General features: G+C 45.4%; 13 protein-coding genes. 3 read left to right on the top strand and 10 right to left on the bottom strand.

Going from position 1 to position 15,889, the window contains the following annotated elements; all coding sequences use genetic code 11:
- Positions 1–326: 326 nt before the first annotated feature.
- The 5 genes from MKX30_RS23835 to MKX30_RS23815 form a co-directional block, all read right to left on the bottom strand.
- Positions 327–1,745: a sucrose-specific PTS transporter subunit IIBC gene (locus tag MKX30_RS23835; RefSeq protein ID WP_341063642.1), complete on the bottom strand. Its 1,419-nt coding sequence runs from the start codon at positions 1,743–1,745 to the stop codon at positions 327–329.
- A 67-nt stretch (positions 1,746–1,812) separates the two neighbouring features.
- Complete coding sequence (locus MKX30_RS23830) at positions 1,813–3,288, bottom strand: glycoside hydrolase family 32 protein (RefSeq protein WP_341063641.1); 1,476 nt, start codon at positions 3,286–3,288, stop codon at positions 1,813–1,815.
- Between the two features lie 184 nt (positions 3,289–3,472).
- Entirely contained in the window at positions 3,473–4,495 is a 1,023-nt protein-coding gene (locus MKX30_RS23825) for a LacI family DNA-binding transcriptional regulator (protein ID WP_023986592.1), read from the bottom strand.
- Positions 4,496–4,665: 170 nt separating this feature from the next.
- Positions 4,666–5,508: an aldo/keto reductase gene (locus MKX30_RS23820; RefSeq protein WP_053324431.1), complete on the bottom strand. Its 843-nt coding sequence runs from the start codon at positions 5,506–5,508 to the stop codon at positions 4,666–4,668.
- A 31-nt stretch (positions 5,509–5,539) separates the two neighbouring features.
- Positions 5,540–6,736 carry an MFS transporter gene (locus MKX30_RS23815; RefSeq protein ID WP_023986590.1) on the bottom strand — a complete coding sequence of 399 codons (1,197 nt, stop codon included), beginning with the start codon at positions 6,734–6,736 and terminating at the stop codon, positions 5,540–5,542.
- Between the two features lie 187 nt (positions 6,737–6,923).
- Between MKX30_RS23815 and MKX30_RS23810 the strand changes: the two genes are divergently transcribed.
- Positions 6,924–7,289, top strand: coding sequence for a winged helix-turn-helix transcriptional regulator (locus MKX30_RS23810; protein WP_028541937.1), 366 nt, complete (start codon positions 6,924–6,926; stop codon positions 7,287–7,289).
- A 76-nt stretch (positions 7,290–7,365) separates the two neighbouring features.
- On the opposite strand, the gene adhP is transcribed toward MKX30_RS23810, so the two are convergent.
- Entirely contained in the window at positions 7,366–8,382 is a 1,017-nt protein-coding gene (adhP, locus tag MKX30_RS23805; RefSeq protein ID WP_023986589.1) for an alcohol dehydrogenase AdhP, read from the bottom strand.
- A 217-nt stretch (positions 8,383–8,599) separates the two neighbouring features.
- Here adhP and MKX30_RS23800 point away from each other — a divergent pair, with 217 nt between their 5' ends.
- Positions 8,600–9,436, top strand: coding sequence for a carbonic anhydrase (locus tag MKX30_RS23800; RefSeq protein WP_023986588.1), 837 nt, complete (start codon positions 8,600–8,602; stop codon positions 9,434–9,436).
- A gap of 111 nt (positions 9,437–9,547) precedes the next feature.
- On the opposite strand, the gene MKX30_RS23795 is transcribed toward MKX30_RS23800, so the two are convergent.
- Positions 9,548–10,834, bottom strand: coding sequence for a Gfo/Idh/MocA family protein (locus MKX30_RS23795; RefSeq protein WP_341063639.1), 1,287 nt, complete (start codon positions 10,832–10,834; stop codon positions 9,548–9,550).
- A gap of 137 nt (positions 10,835–10,971) precedes the next feature.
- On the opposite strand from MKX30_RS23795, the gene MKX30_RS23790 reads away from it, so the two are divergent.
- The gene (locus MKX30_RS23790; protein WP_068938343.1) at positions 10,972–11,808 is read left to right on the top strand and encodes a helix-turn-helix transcriptional regulator; all 837 of its coding nucleotides are present in this window, start codon (positions 10,972–10,974) and stop codon (positions 11,806–11,808) included.
- Positions 11,809–11,887: 79 nt separating this feature from the next.
- On the opposite strand, the gene MKX30_RS23785 is transcribed toward MKX30_RS23790, so the two are convergent.
- From MKX30_RS23785 to MKX30_RS23775, 3 genes are all read right to left on the bottom strand, one after another.
- Positions 11,888–12,991, bottom strand: a complete 1,104-nt coding sequence (locus MKX30_RS23785) for a hypothetical protein (RefSeq protein ID WP_023986585.1) — start codon at positions 12,989–12,991, stop codon at positions 11,888–11,890.
- A 433-nt stretch (positions 12,992–13,424) separates the two neighbouring features.
- Positions 13,425–14,153 (bottom strand): LytR/AlgR family response regulator transcription factor, encoded by a 729-nt coding sequence (locus MKX30_RS23780; protein WP_023986584.1) that lies wholly within the window; start codon positions 14,151–14,153, stop codon positions 13,425–13,427.
- Positions 14,154–14,567: 414 nt separating this feature from the next.
- Positions 14,568–15,866, bottom strand: a complete 1,299-nt coding sequence (locus MKX30_RS23775; protein WP_103744747.1) for an ABC transporter substrate-binding protein — start codon at positions 15,864–15,866, stop codon at positions 14,568–14,570.
- Between the last annotated feature and the right edge of the window lie 23 nt (positions 15,867–15,889).

The raw sequence follows: 15,889 nt of genomic DNA, 5'->3' as shown, positions 1-15,889 counted from the left end.
TTTTGTCTCCTTCCAGAAGTCTGACAGATAAAAATGGACAACCATTCAGCATAAGGGAACATTTTCAGTCTATTGAGCGTTTGAAAACGGACTAACGTCCAAAGTCCATTTCATTGAGATGCTCTGAAACTCATTGCGTTATGAGCCGACTGTTGGCCAAAGTCAAATTACGTAACCGGATACGTAATGATAAAGTCTATAAAAAACGGTCTCCCCACCTGGAAGCTTCTCTAGCATCCCTTTTCAACAAGGGCCAAGAGCGCTCCAAAGTAGGGCGACCGTTATAGTTCATTCATATGCGTATCCGTGCTTATTTTGAAATGATATTAAGTTGAAGAACCCGCTGTTTTGACCTCTTCCAACATTTTATCGTTATAGCCAAACATCCAGGTCAGGACAAACGCTACAACCATAGCAGCCAAGTTCGCCAAAATGTAAAGCGGAAGCTGATGATTCATATAGAGCAACGTGCCCGGAATGACCGTAACTGCCATACCTGTAGCCGCCAAATGGAAGACTGAAGCGATAAAACCGCCAACCGCACCACCGATGAGGCCCATGACAAAAGGCTTCATGTATCTCAGGTTGACCCCGAAAATAGCCGGCTCCGTAATCCCTAGAAAAGCAGACAACGAGGAAGGAAGTGCTAACGCTTTCAGCTTGCTATTCTTCGTTTTCAGTCCAACCGCCAGACAGGCAGCACCTTGAGCAGCCATAGCGCAGGTAATGATGGCGTTAAAGGCGTTTACGCCGTTCTTTTCAAGCAGTTGAATCTCCAAGAAATTAAATATATGATGCACACCTGTAACGACGATAATCTGATGCAAGAAACCGATGACAATCCCTGCAATACCGAAAGGTAAATCCAGCACAAACGTTGTTCCGTGCAGCACCCATTCTTCGAGTGAATGGAAAATCGGACCGATGGCAAACAATCCCAAAGTGATCATGATTAACAGTGTTAAAAACGGTGTAAGAATCAGATCTAGCGCTTCAGGCACCCGTTTGCGCAGCGCCCGCTCCAGCTTGGCTCCGATCAAGCCCACGAAGAAAGCTGGCAACACTGAGCCTTGATAGCCCACCACAGGAATGAATCCGAACATCGTCAACGGGTGAGCTGAGCCGTCCGCAACACTATAAGCGTTGGGCAAGGCCGGGTTTACCAGCATCAGACCAAGAACGATACCCAGCACTGGACTGCCACCAAATACTCTAAAGGCTGACCATGCGACTAACGCTGGCAGAAAAGCAAAGGCCGTATCCGTTAATACTTGTGTGTATAATAGAAAATTGGGTGAAATGTCCTGTGGCGTCATGCCGAGTAGAGAGAGAATTTGCGGCTGAGTGAGCAAGCCACGTAGCCCCATGAACAGCCCCGTAGCAACCAGTACAGGAATAATCGGTACAAACACATCGCCAAAGGTACGGATGGAGCGTTGGAAGACGTTTCCTTCTTTTTTCGCCTGACTCTTCACCTCTTCTTTAGATGAACCGGTTACGCCAAGCTTTTCGACCTCTTCAAAAATTCGATTTACCGTACCCGTACCAAAAATAATCTGATATTGCCCGGAATTGAAAAAAGCACCCTTGACCTTGTCGATCTCCTCAACTTTTTTCTGATCAATCTTCTCCTTGTCATGCACCATAATTCGCAAGCGCGTCGCACAATGAGCAAAAGATGCAATATTTTCTTGCCCACCGATTGCCTGGATCACTTCTTTAGCTATTTCTCTGTTTTCCGCCATGATGTTCATCCTCTCGTTCATTCCGTTATGTTTGATGATTAACGAACCACTTGATGTTTTAGCCTACTCATGTAAAATCCCATTTTACCGCCTGGAAGAGAGCCTCTCCCTTGTCGGCAAAAAAGCGTATTTCGTCACTCTCTGGATGCGGAAAAATACGACTGGTGAACACCTCTTCCCCATCATTGACGAAAATCTCAACTGAAGACGTATCTACAAACAAATGTAGTTTGATATGATCTTTATCCCATGAACACTGCCGTACCTCACCATACGAAGTGGCTACAGGCTCACCTGATTGCGAACGGTCCAATATTAGTTTGCGGCTGACGGCATTATATTTAATCACCGTTTTCTCAGTCTCACTCGCACGGAATTCAATACCAAACACCTTAGCGCTCAAAAGATCTACCTCACAGATCAGCTCATAGGCCGTACCTGTAAATCCTTCATAGGTTTTGCTCTCTGAGAATAACGTGTCAGCTACCCGATCCTCACGATTTCTACGTAGCGTAGTTAGCTCAGGGATCGGCCGCTGCAAGAGTTTGCCCTCATGAAGCGTAAGCTCCCTTGGTAATGTCAGACAATGAGCCCATCCGTTCGGATCTGTGGGATATTCGATATCCGGCAGGCCCATCCATGCCACCATAATACGCCGCCCCTGTGGGTCAATCATCGTCTGTGGCGCATAGAAGTCAAAGCCTCTATCGAGCTCGTGGAATGCACCGTGCTCCAGTCTTCTTGTCCCGGTATCCAACGGCTTGCCGATTACATAGCCCGATTGATAAATATTGTGATTTTCATCCCCAGAAGGCTCCAAGCCCTGAGGAGAAAAGATCAAGACCCCCGCTTCGTTCAGTTCAAAATAATCTGGACATTCCCACATGTAGCCAAACGATTCCAGGCCTGTGCACAATTCTCCCTCAAACTGCCACGTACGAAGGTCGGTTGATCGGTAGAGGACGGCGCAGCCTGTTAAATTCGTTCTCTGGGCACCAATCACACAGTAAAAGCTATCGCCGTCTTTCCATAGCTTGGGATCACGAAAATGGTCTGTATACCCTTCTGGCACATTGGAAATAACGGGGTGCTCCCATTTAGTAATGTGACCATTCTCGTCCATAACAGCCATGCATTGATAAGGATGTCTGATCCAGTCTTCATCTCGTGCATTTCCCGTATACAGCATATATAACTTGCCCTCATGCTCCAGTGCGCTGCCCGAATAAGCCCCATGCGAATCAAAATAATCCCCAGGTGCGATGCCAATGCCGGCACTATTCCATGTGACCAAATCTTTCGATTTCAGATGATACCAGTATTTCATCCCATGATCCGTTCCGAGCGGAAACCACTGATAAAATAAGTGGTATTCACCTTGGTAATATGAAAAGCCATTGGGGTCATTGAGCAAACCTGTCGGTGGCTGGATATGAAACGCCTGCCGCCAGTGACATTGCTCCACTTTCTCCTCCAAGCTGGCTATTTCACCGGGCTCTGCCTGCTCGATCATTCGATACTTTTGTTCTCTTGTCATTTTCATAGGTGTACCTCATTTTTATTAAAACTTTCGCTTCAGGAACCGGTTCCAAATCAATGAAAAAAACATTCTATCGGAACCGGTTCCCATGCGATTAAAAAAATATACTCATCCATGGATTTGCAACCGATTCCATTTGTGCCCGAATGCTATGGAACCGGTTTCGAAGAAATTATAATCCACTTGTTCAGCGTTTGTCAACGCTTTCTCTTTCGATAAGGGAATAATTCATGACCGTCACTTTTTCTACCGATTTATGTTCTACCAGCCGCATAATATTTTGCGCTGCTACACGTCCAGCCTCCATATACGGATATTGAACGGTTGTCAGGGCAGGGTGAATGACCTCCGTAATATCGTATCCCCCAAAGCCAGTTACCGACAAATCCGACGGAATGACAATCCCTCTGGAATAAGCCGCATTGATTACGCCCAGCGCGATATTATCCGTAGCACACACCATTAACGATGGCTTGAAATGGTCCAAAATGGCGGATGCAGCAATCCGTGCATCGGACATTTTAAATCCGGTCTCATAGTATCTGATATCATACCCTGCTGCTCGCATCGCATCGTCCGTATGAGACTCAGCAGGCAATGCATCGCGAACAGCCTGCCTAAAGCCCTCCTTGCGCTGCACACCGACGGCAACATCCTTTTCAGTAACACCAACGTAGGCAATTTCGCGGTGTCCCTGTGACAAAACGTACGTGCCGATATCATATCCTGCACGATAGTCATCATGGATAAGGCTATGAAGCTGCTCGTGCTGCTGGCCCACCAGCAACACCGGAATACCGATGTCACGAATCGCGGTCAGATGGTCGTCTGTAATTTGAGCAGCCAGCAAAATGATACCCGAAATCTTTTGTCGGCCCAGCTCATAAATAGCTTCAATTTCACGCTGTACATCCTGGCTCGTATTAGAGATCAGCATCTGATAATGCTGAGAACGCAGCTCCTCATCAATCCCCATCAGCGTATGGGATGTCGCAAAAGAATCCAGACGCGGCACAACGGTGCCGATAATGTTGGTCCGCTTCGCCTTAAGACTCTGGGCAAAGGCATTGGGCACATACCCCGTGGCTTTAACCACTTTTTCAATTTTACGTTTCGTATCCACGCTGACAGACCCGCCGTTCAAAAAACGGGATACCGTGCTCTTGGATACACCAGCCATTTGGGCTATATCTGCAATCGTCTTATTCATGAAGTCCCCCGGAGATTTTTCATATTCATATGCTTCCAAAACGTCTCTTTTCACATAACCCTATAATACCATATGGCGGGATTGGATTGCTGTGGCTCCAGACCCATCATGGACAAAAACGCCGTCCCCTTCAATGAAGAAGAAAACGGCGTATCATGATGAACGTAATTTTAAAAATCAAAGTTATCCGGATCTGGACCTACCCGAAGATCGGCATTTAACGCCTGAATTCGTTCCATATCCTCGCGCGTCAGTTCGAAGTCAAAAATGTCGGCATTTTCGACGATCCGATGCGCCTTGGTAGACTTGGGAATGGTGACAACTCCCTGCTGCACATCCCAGCGTAAAATCACTTGCGCCACCGATTTGCCGTACTTGGTCGCTATGTCTTGCAGTACCGGATGATCGAGCAATTGGCCTTGCATTAACGGAGACCAGGCTTCCATTTGAATGTCGTTCTTTTGACAGAATTGCAACAGCTCGGCTTGGGTTAATTGTGGATGGAACTCCACCTGATTGATCATTGGCTTAATTTCAGCATCCTTCATGAGATCTTCCAAATGATGAATCTGGAAGTTGCTGACTCCAATCGCCTTAATCCGTCCTTCTTTATACAAGGATTCCAAAGCTCTCCAAGCTTCTTTATACTTTCCTTGAACTGGCCAATGAATCAGATATAGATCCAGATATTCCAGACCCAGCTTGTCCAGACTGGCTTCATAAGCTGCTCGTGTCTCTTCATAGCCTAAATCTGCATTCCACACTTTGGACGTGACGAACAGTTCTTCTCTGGACAGATTATTTTCCTGAAGGGCTTCCTGAATAGCCTGCCCTACACTGCTTTCATTCGCATAGATTGCAGCTGTATCTATACTGCGGTAGCCATGCTTTACAGCAGCCTTTATAGCATCGACCAGCTCCGAACCTTCTTCCACTTTAAATACCCCAATGCCAAACCAAGGCATGTGAACTCCATTATTTAACAATGTTGTGCTTTGTAAGTTTTGTGTCATTTTGTATCTTCCTCTCTATTTTTTAAAAGCTTTAACCTGTAATGGTGGTTGTATCCCTTTTTTCGAGCATACGACTCCAGCCTGTGAGCAGAACCGCAACGAAAACCATAATGCTCCCGATCCAGGCCGTATGAATGAGACCGAGTGAATCCGTTACAATCCCGCCTACATAAGCTCCGATGGCTATCCCTGCGTTGAAAGCTGCAATATTAACAGCAGACGCAACATCGACAGCTTTGGGTGCAAACCTTTCGGCCAACATGACTACATATACCTGTAGCCCGGGCACGTTCATAAACGCAAGCAATCCCATAAAGAAGATCGTAATCAGTCCTGCCGTTTTAAAAGGTGCCGTGAACAACAGGAGAAAAAGGATCACTGCTTGAATCAAAAACATGTAAAACAAAGCTGAAAGCGGCTTGCGGTTGGCTGCTTTTCCGCCAATAACATTCCCGATGGCAATCGCAATTCCATACAGCAAAAGTATAAACGTTACCGTACTTTGTTGAAATCCGGTTATGTCGTGAAGTAATGGAGATAAATAAGTAAACACCACAAATGTGCCTCCATACCCCAAAGCTGTAATGATAAATGCGAGTAGCAAGCGACCATTGGTAACCAGTTTGACCTGCTCGCGGAAAGGAGTCTTGTTCCCTTTGCGCAGCGTAGATGGCAGCAGAATCAGATTGGCGATGAGTGCCACTACACCGACGACCACAATCGCCATAAATGCAGCCCGCCAACCCCATTGCTGCCCAATGTAGGTACCCAAAGGTACACCTGTGACTGTGGCTACGGTCAACCCGGAGAACATAATGGAAATAGCACTCGCTCGCCGATCATCCGGCACAAGATCGGCCGCAATGGTGGAACCGATAGACATGAACACCCCATGGGCGAACGCTGAGATCACACGTGCAATCAGCAGCAAGGCAATTCCGCTAGAGACCGCAGCGAGGCTATTACCTGCAATAAATATAATCATGATCCACAGCAGCAACGTTTTACGGGGAACACTTGATGTTAATGAAGTCAAGACAGGTGCCCCGATGGTAACCCCTAATGCATATAGCGTTACAGTTAGTGCAGACATCGTTACAGATATATGCAAGTCTTCAGCAATCAGGGGAAGTAGTCCCACGCTGATGAACTCGGTTGTTCCAATCGCAAAGGCGCTTACGGCTAGAGCCAGTAATGGCCAGATACTTCGTTTTGATTCTGGCGACATGTTTTTCACTCCTATCTATAGAAATCTTCGACCAGCAGATGTTATTATGAGTTATTCAAGCAAATATGAACAGTACGTACTTTTTAGTGATATAGGTACTAAAAAGTACCCTAGATAAAGTTCTTTTTGATTAAAACAGGCTGTTAAGGTATGTATAACAGAAGTGATACACATGGGGGGATCTGCATTGGGGAAGAAAAAATACAACATCTCTGTTGAGGCTACGTTAGAGGTGATCGGCGGGAAATGGAAATGCGTGATTCTGTGTCATTTGACACATGGAAAGATGCGGACAAGCGAATTAAAACGGATGATGCCTTCCATAACACAAAAAATGCTGACTCAGCAGCTTCGTGAATTAGAGGAAGACGGCATTGTCAATCGGATTAGCTATAATCAGGTTCCACCCAAAGTGGAGTACGAGCTTAGTGAATATGGATGTAGTCTGAAAGGCATTTTAGATTCTCTTTGTGCTTGGGGAGAAAGACATATTATTAAAGAATACGGGGATAAATCTACGGTTTTGGAAGATAACATTCTGAATAAGCTGTAAAGCCAAAAAGAGCGCCTGCATACATCAGCAGGCGCTTCTCTCTCCGAATTCCAAGGGTTACGAATTGGACATCATTTTAATTTGTGAAATCGATGACCATGCGTCCTTGGATTTTGCCCTGCTCCATCTCCTCGAAGATCTCATTAATGTCTTCGATCGGACGTTTTTGTACAAGAGGGACGACTTTACCTTCTGCAGCGAACTGGAACGCTTCTTTAAGGTCTTCACGAGTGCCGACCAAGGAGCCAATAACTTGAATGCCGTCCAGAACCAGACGTGGAATGTCCAGATCCATCTTATCAGTTGGAAGACCTACAGCTACAACACGCGCGCCAGCCTTTACAACGTCGATGGCCTGGTTGAAAGGTGTTTTGGCAACAGCAGTAACCACGGTTGCATCCAGACCAGCACCGTTTGTTAGCTCCTTAGCTCGGGCGACCGGATCTTCTTTCATGCTGTTAACGATATAGTCAGCACCAATTTGTTTAGCCAGTTCTAGTTTTTCATCACTGATGTCAAAGGCTACAACTTTAGCATTGAATACATTTTTGGCGTATTGCACAGCCAGGTTACCCAAGCCGCCAATGCCGAAGATACCGATCCATTGTCCTGGTTTGATTTCACTTACTTTAACTGCTTTATATGTTGTAACCCCTGCGCAAGTTACACTACTTGCAGCAGCAGGGTCAAGACTATCTGGTACTTTGACTGCGTAGTCAGCTGTGACAATACATTGCTCTGCCATTGCACCGTCTACCGTATATCCGGCATTTTTAACTTCACGACACAGCGTTTCCCGCCCGGTTAGGCAATATTCGCAGTGACCGCAGCTTTCGAACATCCAGGCAATACTTACGCGATCACCAATCTTAAGACTGGTTACTCCTTCGCCTAATTCAATGACTTTTCCAATACCTTCATGCCCCAGAACTCTGCCTGTGACATCACCGAAATCTGCATTTTTCACATGTAAATCTGTGTGGCAAACTCCACAGTATTCGACTTGGACTAACGCTTCCCCATGCTTCAGGGAGCGTAAAGGTTTCTCTTCTACACTGACTTTCTTGTCTTTTGTAACAATTGCTGCTTTCATGTAGATCTCTCCTTTAATTAGATATGGAATTATTTTGTAATGCACACTTCATTATTATAGTAATTTTTGCCCAAAAAGGACAAATATAAATCTAACTTAAAACTATTTAATCGAAAAACGCTTCTTTCTAAGTCCTTGGACCCTTGTAGGAACTTTGTACAATAATTTACAATGTAAAAAGTTTCACATACTCTATTTGGAAGAAGGATAAAGAAACATGAAAAAAAACTGGAAAGGTTGCCTGTTCAGCATATTTGCCATTATCTTGGTCGTGTCGGTAACAGGATGTAATTCACAGCCCGCCATTTCTAGTACCACCAGCACTTCATCCTCATCGGCTAACAACGCTCATGCAGTTGTTCAGAAAGGCCCACACTGGTCCTATGCAGGAGAAGAGGGACCCGAGCATTGGGGAGAGCTGGAAAAAGATTTTGTTGCTTGTGGTAACGGCCACGAACAATCTCCTGTCAATATAGAGCATACCCATCTTGAAGCATCGCAAACGCAGCAACCTCTGCAAGTTCATTACACCAATACGAAAGCATCCATTTTAAATAATGGGCACACTGTGCAAATCAGTGTTGCCGATGCCAACAATAACATCGTGCTGGACGGTACTAAATTCACTTTAAAGCAGTTTCATTTTCATCACCCGAGCGAACACCAAATAGATGGTAAAAATGCTGAAATGGAGCTTCATTTTGTCCATCAAAGCGACAACGGAAGCACAGCAGTCTTAGGGGTCCTTATCCAAAGTGGCAAAGAAAACAAGGCTTTCAACCGCATCTGGTCCAAACTGCCGAAAGATATTTCCCAAGAAGCAGCTCTGGATGAAGAAATAAATCTCGCTACGCTGCTGCCAAAAGACCTGCACTCCGTTCGTTACAACGGATCGCTGACTACCCCGCCATGCACAGAACATGTCAATTGGACAGTGCTGGAGCAGCCTATTGAAATGTCCGCAGACCAAATCAACCAGTTTGCTGCCATTTTCCCCGATAACCATCGTCCTGTACAACAGCTGGGAACCCGGGAACTGACTGCCGATAAATAATAAAATAAAGTGCCGTAAGATGTAAGGTGCATTCTATATATAAATACAACCCAAAAGCCCCCTCTATTCATCTAGTTAGAGGGGGCTTTTCGGTATTAAATTTACTGCTCATTACAAGCGCACCAGTTCCTCCACCTTCACCGGCTGACCTGTACGCATAGAACGGTTGGCGGCGATGCCTGTTAAAATGGACCATGCACCGTCGATATGTGAGGCCGCACGATGAAACCGATCCTCTGCCGGCTTATCAAAAATATCACGCAGCATAACTGGATCTCCTCCGCCATGCCCCCCCTGGCCTTCCTCCACTTCGACCTCATAAGGTGCTGCAAAGTGGGGATAGATGGTGATGGTCTTCTCTTTTAGTGCACCCTCATCTGCCTTGCTGCCGCCGGAATTAACATAGGATTGCTCGGATACCCGAACCTCCATCCGTCCCTTTGTGCCGTTAAATACGATGATAAAGCCCTCCCAAGGCATGTAAGCATTCAGTGAATAGTTCATCACCGTCTTGTTCTGATACTTCACCATGACACTCAGCGTATCTTCAATGCTGATATTGTCGCCAAATACGCTTTGATCCCGCACATAGCCATCCTCATGCTCAGCATCCAGATACATGCTTTTTAGATGTTCGTTACGGTCCAGATGTAGCGCAAAGGGGTCATTTTCCGCTGCCTTGCTGCCGTAAGCCCGTTGATAAAACTCCGTCACGCCACGCTGCTCCGCATTTTCCCGTCCGTAAAATTTCAGATCCCCCATCGCATACACCGTCTCCGGTTTTGAGCCAAGCCAGAAGTTCATCAGATCAAAATGATGCGTCGACTTGTGCACCAGCAAACCGCCGCTATTGCGCTTGTCCCGGTGCCACCGACGGAAATAATCGGCGCCATGCTGTGTATTCAGCAGCCATTCGAAATTGACCGACAGCACCTCTCCGAGCCTCCCGTCCATGATCAGCTCACGGATTTTCGTATTATGTGGCGCATAGCGGTAGTTAAAGGTGACGCGCAGTTTCCGTCCCGTGCGGTCTATGGCATCCAAAATGTCTTGGCATTTATCTTCATCCACCGTCATCGGCTTCTCGGAAATGACATCACAGCCCAGCTCCATCGCCCGGATAATATACCGATGATGCACCCGGTCAATGGTCGTGACAATGACGATATCTGGCTTCGTCTCCGCGATCATCCGATCAAACTCGTGAGCTTTATAGGTCGGAATCGGCTCATGCTCGTATTTCTCCTGCAACAGCCGATTGGCATAATCCATTCTCGTCTGATTGACGTCACAGAACGCGATCAGCTCCGAGGTATCTTTGAAAACGGTAACAACTTCACCGTAAAAAAATTCGGCTCTTCCTCCGGTACCCACAAGTGCATATTTGATTTTAGGCAATTGGTTCACACCCTTTACATGAATTGCTTTTATTTTATAGTATAAGAAAGAGCGAAATCTTCGCTTTTATTATGATTTTTCCCGTAAAGTGTACATATATTATCCTTATGCATTTTTTATTAAAGGAGACTATCGATATGATCGCTACACCCCGTTTTGCCATCGAGCAAGCACTGCGGAAGGTGCCATTCAGCATGTCTGCCGACCATGTCCACCAAGCGCACGAAATCTATTATTTGCTGGCAGGAGAGCGCTACTACTACATTAATCAGCGGGTATACGCGCTCCAGAAGGGCGATCTGATTTGGATCAGCAAACATGATTTTCACCGTACGAGTAACAAGGGTAGTGGTAGCCATGAACGGATTTTGATTAACTTTGATGAAGAATTTGCAGCCTCGTCAATGAATGTCTCTCCCTCCAGCGATCAGAACCAGCTTCTTCTGCCAGAAAAAAGCTTTCTGCTTCGCCCCTCCGCGGAAGAACAATGCGAGCTGGAGCATCTATTCCGGCAAATGCTAGATGAATACCACCAAGAACATGCCTACCGCCAACTATATCTCCAAAGCTTGCTACTCCAGCTCCTTATCCGCATCCGGCGCATACAATCGGCCACTGCCGATACCATTGCACCGGAACGTAGCGAAAAGCAGCAGCGCGTGTACTCGGTCATTGCATACCTGCATGCTCATTATGACGAGAGCCTGTCGCTAGATCAGCTGGCTGAGCATTTTTATATTAGCAGCACGTATTTGTGCCGTATTTTCAAGCAGACAACAGGTTTTACTTTAGTAGAATATCTTCAGGATGTGCGGGTGCAGCAGGCTCGTGCGTATTTGAGAGAAACGAGCTGGAAAGTAACCTCCATTGCTGAAAAAACGGGCTTTGACAGCATTGCTCACTTTGGTCGTGTATTCAAGCATCTTACCGGGCACACCCCGCTACAGTACCGAAAAAAATACAAAAAGGAGTAGAGGAATGCCCCTACTCCTTAACTCCCATCAAGGTGATGCCTTCAATAATTTGCTTTTAGACAATGATGAAGATTTCGATTTAAGATATTTTTTGTAGCTTGGTAAGCGAATAGGTGCGGCCACCATCTGAAGTATAAAAATAATTGAATGGACTTAAGAACTCGCAAACCTGGAATGTATCCAAATTAATAACGATGTAATTAGGACCATACGAAAAATCGGCTTCCCCTGTTCCAAAGGTTCTCGGAGTTTGAAGACCCGAAGGATCGGTGTAATCCATAATATGGGTTACATCTCCTTTTACATTACGATAATAGCTGTTACTATACAGCCATGACCCCTTATTGATTTCAATCAGTAATGCATTTGGAGCAGAATAGGGTGCACTACTGGAGAACGACCCCAAATATACGCCCTTTACTTCAGCTACTGAAATGCTCATATCTCTAGCGGAATACCCATTTGGGGTATACCAAGTTTCGTGGTTTTCCCAATTGAGTCCCGTTAAGATATTATCTCCGTTGCTGCGGATCGTTGAAAGATCATAATACAATACGACTCTGGAAAGGTCAGCTGTACAATTGATAATGGCAGAGGCACCCGATGGATTGGAAGCATTCCACATCAATTTATAGCTGCCTTTTTCTTCACCTGTCGCAGAACCAATTACAATCGCATATTTACCTGCCGGGATATTAATGTATGCTTGACCTCCGTTTGCTTTAACACCCCATCCAGTAGAACTGCCTAACGAGCCGTTGGCATTGACATTGTACAGAATAGCCAACAGATTTGGATTGCTGGAATCCAGCTTTAGGAATGATAGCTGCTTTGCAGTGAGAGAAACCGCGTAGCTATCAAATGAATCACTGAGAGTGCCATCTCCTACAAATACAGGTTCAGAGATACCCCATGCGCTTTGCGGTTTAACGGTTCTGCTCTGGGTTGAATCTGTGGAAATCTTTTTCGCTTCGTCCGGAGATATTTCATCTAGATTTTCAAATTTTTGAGTATCCATTGCAGAATACGGTATCGAGGACATGGATTGAATTTCTGCCTTCTTCGTCTCTTCCTTAGCCGCTTGCGACGTTGTTTCACTTGCCGCGAAAGAGGGAACTACTGAAACACTGTACATGAGCAGTATTGCCAAAATAAAACTAACACTTTTTCTGACAAATTTCATAATGTACTCCTTTCACGATTGAGATACTTATTTTCAAAAAATTAGTAAGCTTCGTTCTAGGAAGTCATGTACATGATCATCTCTAAGATGCATAACGTAAAAGTCTATATCACTCGCATTCTCCTTTCGTAGTTTTGAATATGAGTCAATCGTTTCTTCTGTTGTGTCTAGATTATTAAATAGTACAGAAGAAATTTCAATGGACTGGCGTAGATAGTATGTTGATGTCGTAAACAGCATGAAATACGAGTAAATTTCCGTCCGGACAACTAAAAGAGGGTGTTGCAAACCAGCTGTAAATTAGCTGTTTCGCGGCACCCTTCATTAATTTGGGCATGCCTTTCTGATGATAGGACTGATTACGCCAAGGGTATCAGTACGACGCTACATTTCGTTCAAAAGACTTCAAGAAAGCATACTGTATTTATAATATTCACTGCAATACATCATCTGAATATACCTCAAGCAGGTTAGTAATATAATTCCTGCTCACAGGGAGATTGGTAATCTCATGACCATTAAAAATATCGACGGAATATGGATAAGTTATTTTTACTCTGTAGATTTTAGATTTTGCAATTACATACGACCTATGTATCTGGATAAAATTTTCACAGCCTAATAACTGCATCACTTTGTTTAAGGTTCCTCTAAGATAGATTTCCTCTTTTGTTGTATGATAGATTATCGTATGATTATTCACTTCCACAAAAACTATATCACTTTGACGAACACTATTTATGGTGGACTCTGCTATGATAGTGAACACTCGCTCCGGTTTTTTTTGCTTCACTACTCTATCCAAAAATAGCGAAAGTCGCTTCTCGTCAATAGGTTTTTTCAAGAAGCCCATTGCTTCCACTAAATATCCGTCAATAGCACGAGCAGAATCAACGGTAACAAAAATGATAGGTACCCGATTGCCCATTTTTCGGATATGCTTTGCTGTAGTCATCCCATCAATATCTTCTTCACTACTTAGCGAAATATCGAGCAAAACTACGTCTATATCTATGTGAGCATTAAGATATTGAATTAATTTCTGGGACGAATAAAAATCAGCACATTGCAGCTCTATATTTTTATTTAAAGCCCACCGAGATATAGACGCTTTTAACGCATCGCGCCAATAACATTCGTCTTCACAAATTACGACCTTCACGGCATACCACTTCCTTCATTTGTACAGTTAAGATACAAGTGTTGAAAATTTATGGTCGGTGGCTACAGCCTGCGGCGCTTTACCGAATTGCTTGATATGTGATTCTATGACGGGGACGGGCAATTCATCTTCAGACGGGTTTCCTTCATAATACGGCGTAGCACGAGACGACTTATTTGGAATCTTTTTTCCCTCGACAACAACAACTTCTACATGGGCGACTCGAATTCCTTGCTTGTTTTTAAGGCGAAACTCTGACTTTTTAAGGGGTAACTAATCAGAACCTGGAAAACAATTTTTAACAAAAGCTTAACAGACCCAGAAGCTGGGGGCCAATGAAAAGGCAGCCCCACAGCGCTTGATGCTTTTTCTGCATCTTGTCACCTTCCTCCCCGGTCATGGCCCATCCCGTGCCTACTTGACAGCCTTGGATATGATCTGATTCAACTTTTCAATGGTTGCCGCAGCATCCTGCTTGCCCAGGAACATCAGGTCGATGGTTTCCGTGATATCCGAGTTCAACCCCGGCACCTGAGCATCATAGGCCAGTGCAGATCCATGAGCATGCCCTATGTTACATCCCTCAGTCAAATAGCTTGAATGCTCAATTGTCGCCTTTTTCTTAATGCTCTCATCTGCCGCAGCAAGTGTACCCATGGCATTCCCGCCTTCAACCAGCCGCGCCTCCTGCCCCTTCACAGAGACGTAGAATGCTGCCAGCTTCATGGCCTCTTGCACATGCGGACTATTTTTGTTTACAGCTACATAGGCAACCGGAATGGCGACGGGCTCATTCTTACCGGTATTGGATGGCCAGTAGATATAATCGAAGTCGAGGCTTTTATTTTGACTAAACAAGGGCTCCAGCCATCTTCCCGCCGCCAGCATGCCGACTTGATTGGACACGAACATCGCGTCAGCCCCTTGCCCTTTGGGAAGCGAGCCGAGATATACCGCATTTCCCTTTTTCACCATATCGTACATAAAACTGAAGGCTTCCTTGCCCTTTTCATTGTGGTCCAGCACATATTTGCCTTGTTCATCAAAGATCTGACCGCCATTCGACCACACCCATGAATACCAGTGAGCCCACCAGTTTTCCGCAATATAACCCTGCTTTCCAGCTGCCTTCAGCTTGGATGTAACCTCCTCAAAAGCATCCCAGTTCCACTTGCCTTCGTCATAGTATTCTTGCGGCGTCTTCACGCCTGCTTCCTTAAATACCTTTTTGTTGTAATACATGACCATCGGGTTGGAGTCGGGAGTGACCCCATAGATTTCCCCGTCACGCTTTGCCGGTCCCCACAATCCTTCCGGAAAATCCTCAGCCTTCACATCACTCGCATCACTATTTAAAAACTCACCCAAAGGCTGCACCTGCTTCGCCCCGATCAAACGCGCAATCGTCGGTTCATACGCATAAAACACATCCGGTCCGCGACTTTCCTGAAGCTGTGTCAGCAGCTTTTGCTCATATTGGTCTCCCGGCACAGGCACCAGCTTAACCTCGATATATGGGTTTTCCTTTTCAAATGCATCCAGCGCCCGCTGATACACCTTCACCTCCGCAGGATTACCCCAAGCCAGCATCGTAAGCCGCACTTTTTGCCCGTCTGTGTTCTTTATTTTGGGAGAGGTACTGCATGCCGCTGCAAGCAAAAACAGAACGCTGAGGAAAAATCCAATCTTTATCCAGCTCATGTAATTGTCCACCTTAACCGCCTCCTGTAGCTTCA

The sequence above is a fragment of the Paenibacillus sp. FSL P2-0173 genome, assembly GCF_038008045.1.
Taxonomy (GTDB): Bacteria; Bacillota; Bacilli; order Paenibacillales; family Paenibacillaceae; genus Paenibacillus; species Paenibacillus polymyxa_B.
Note: the sequence above shows the minus strand (reverse complement) of the source record. Positions and strands in the feature narration are given on the sequence as shown.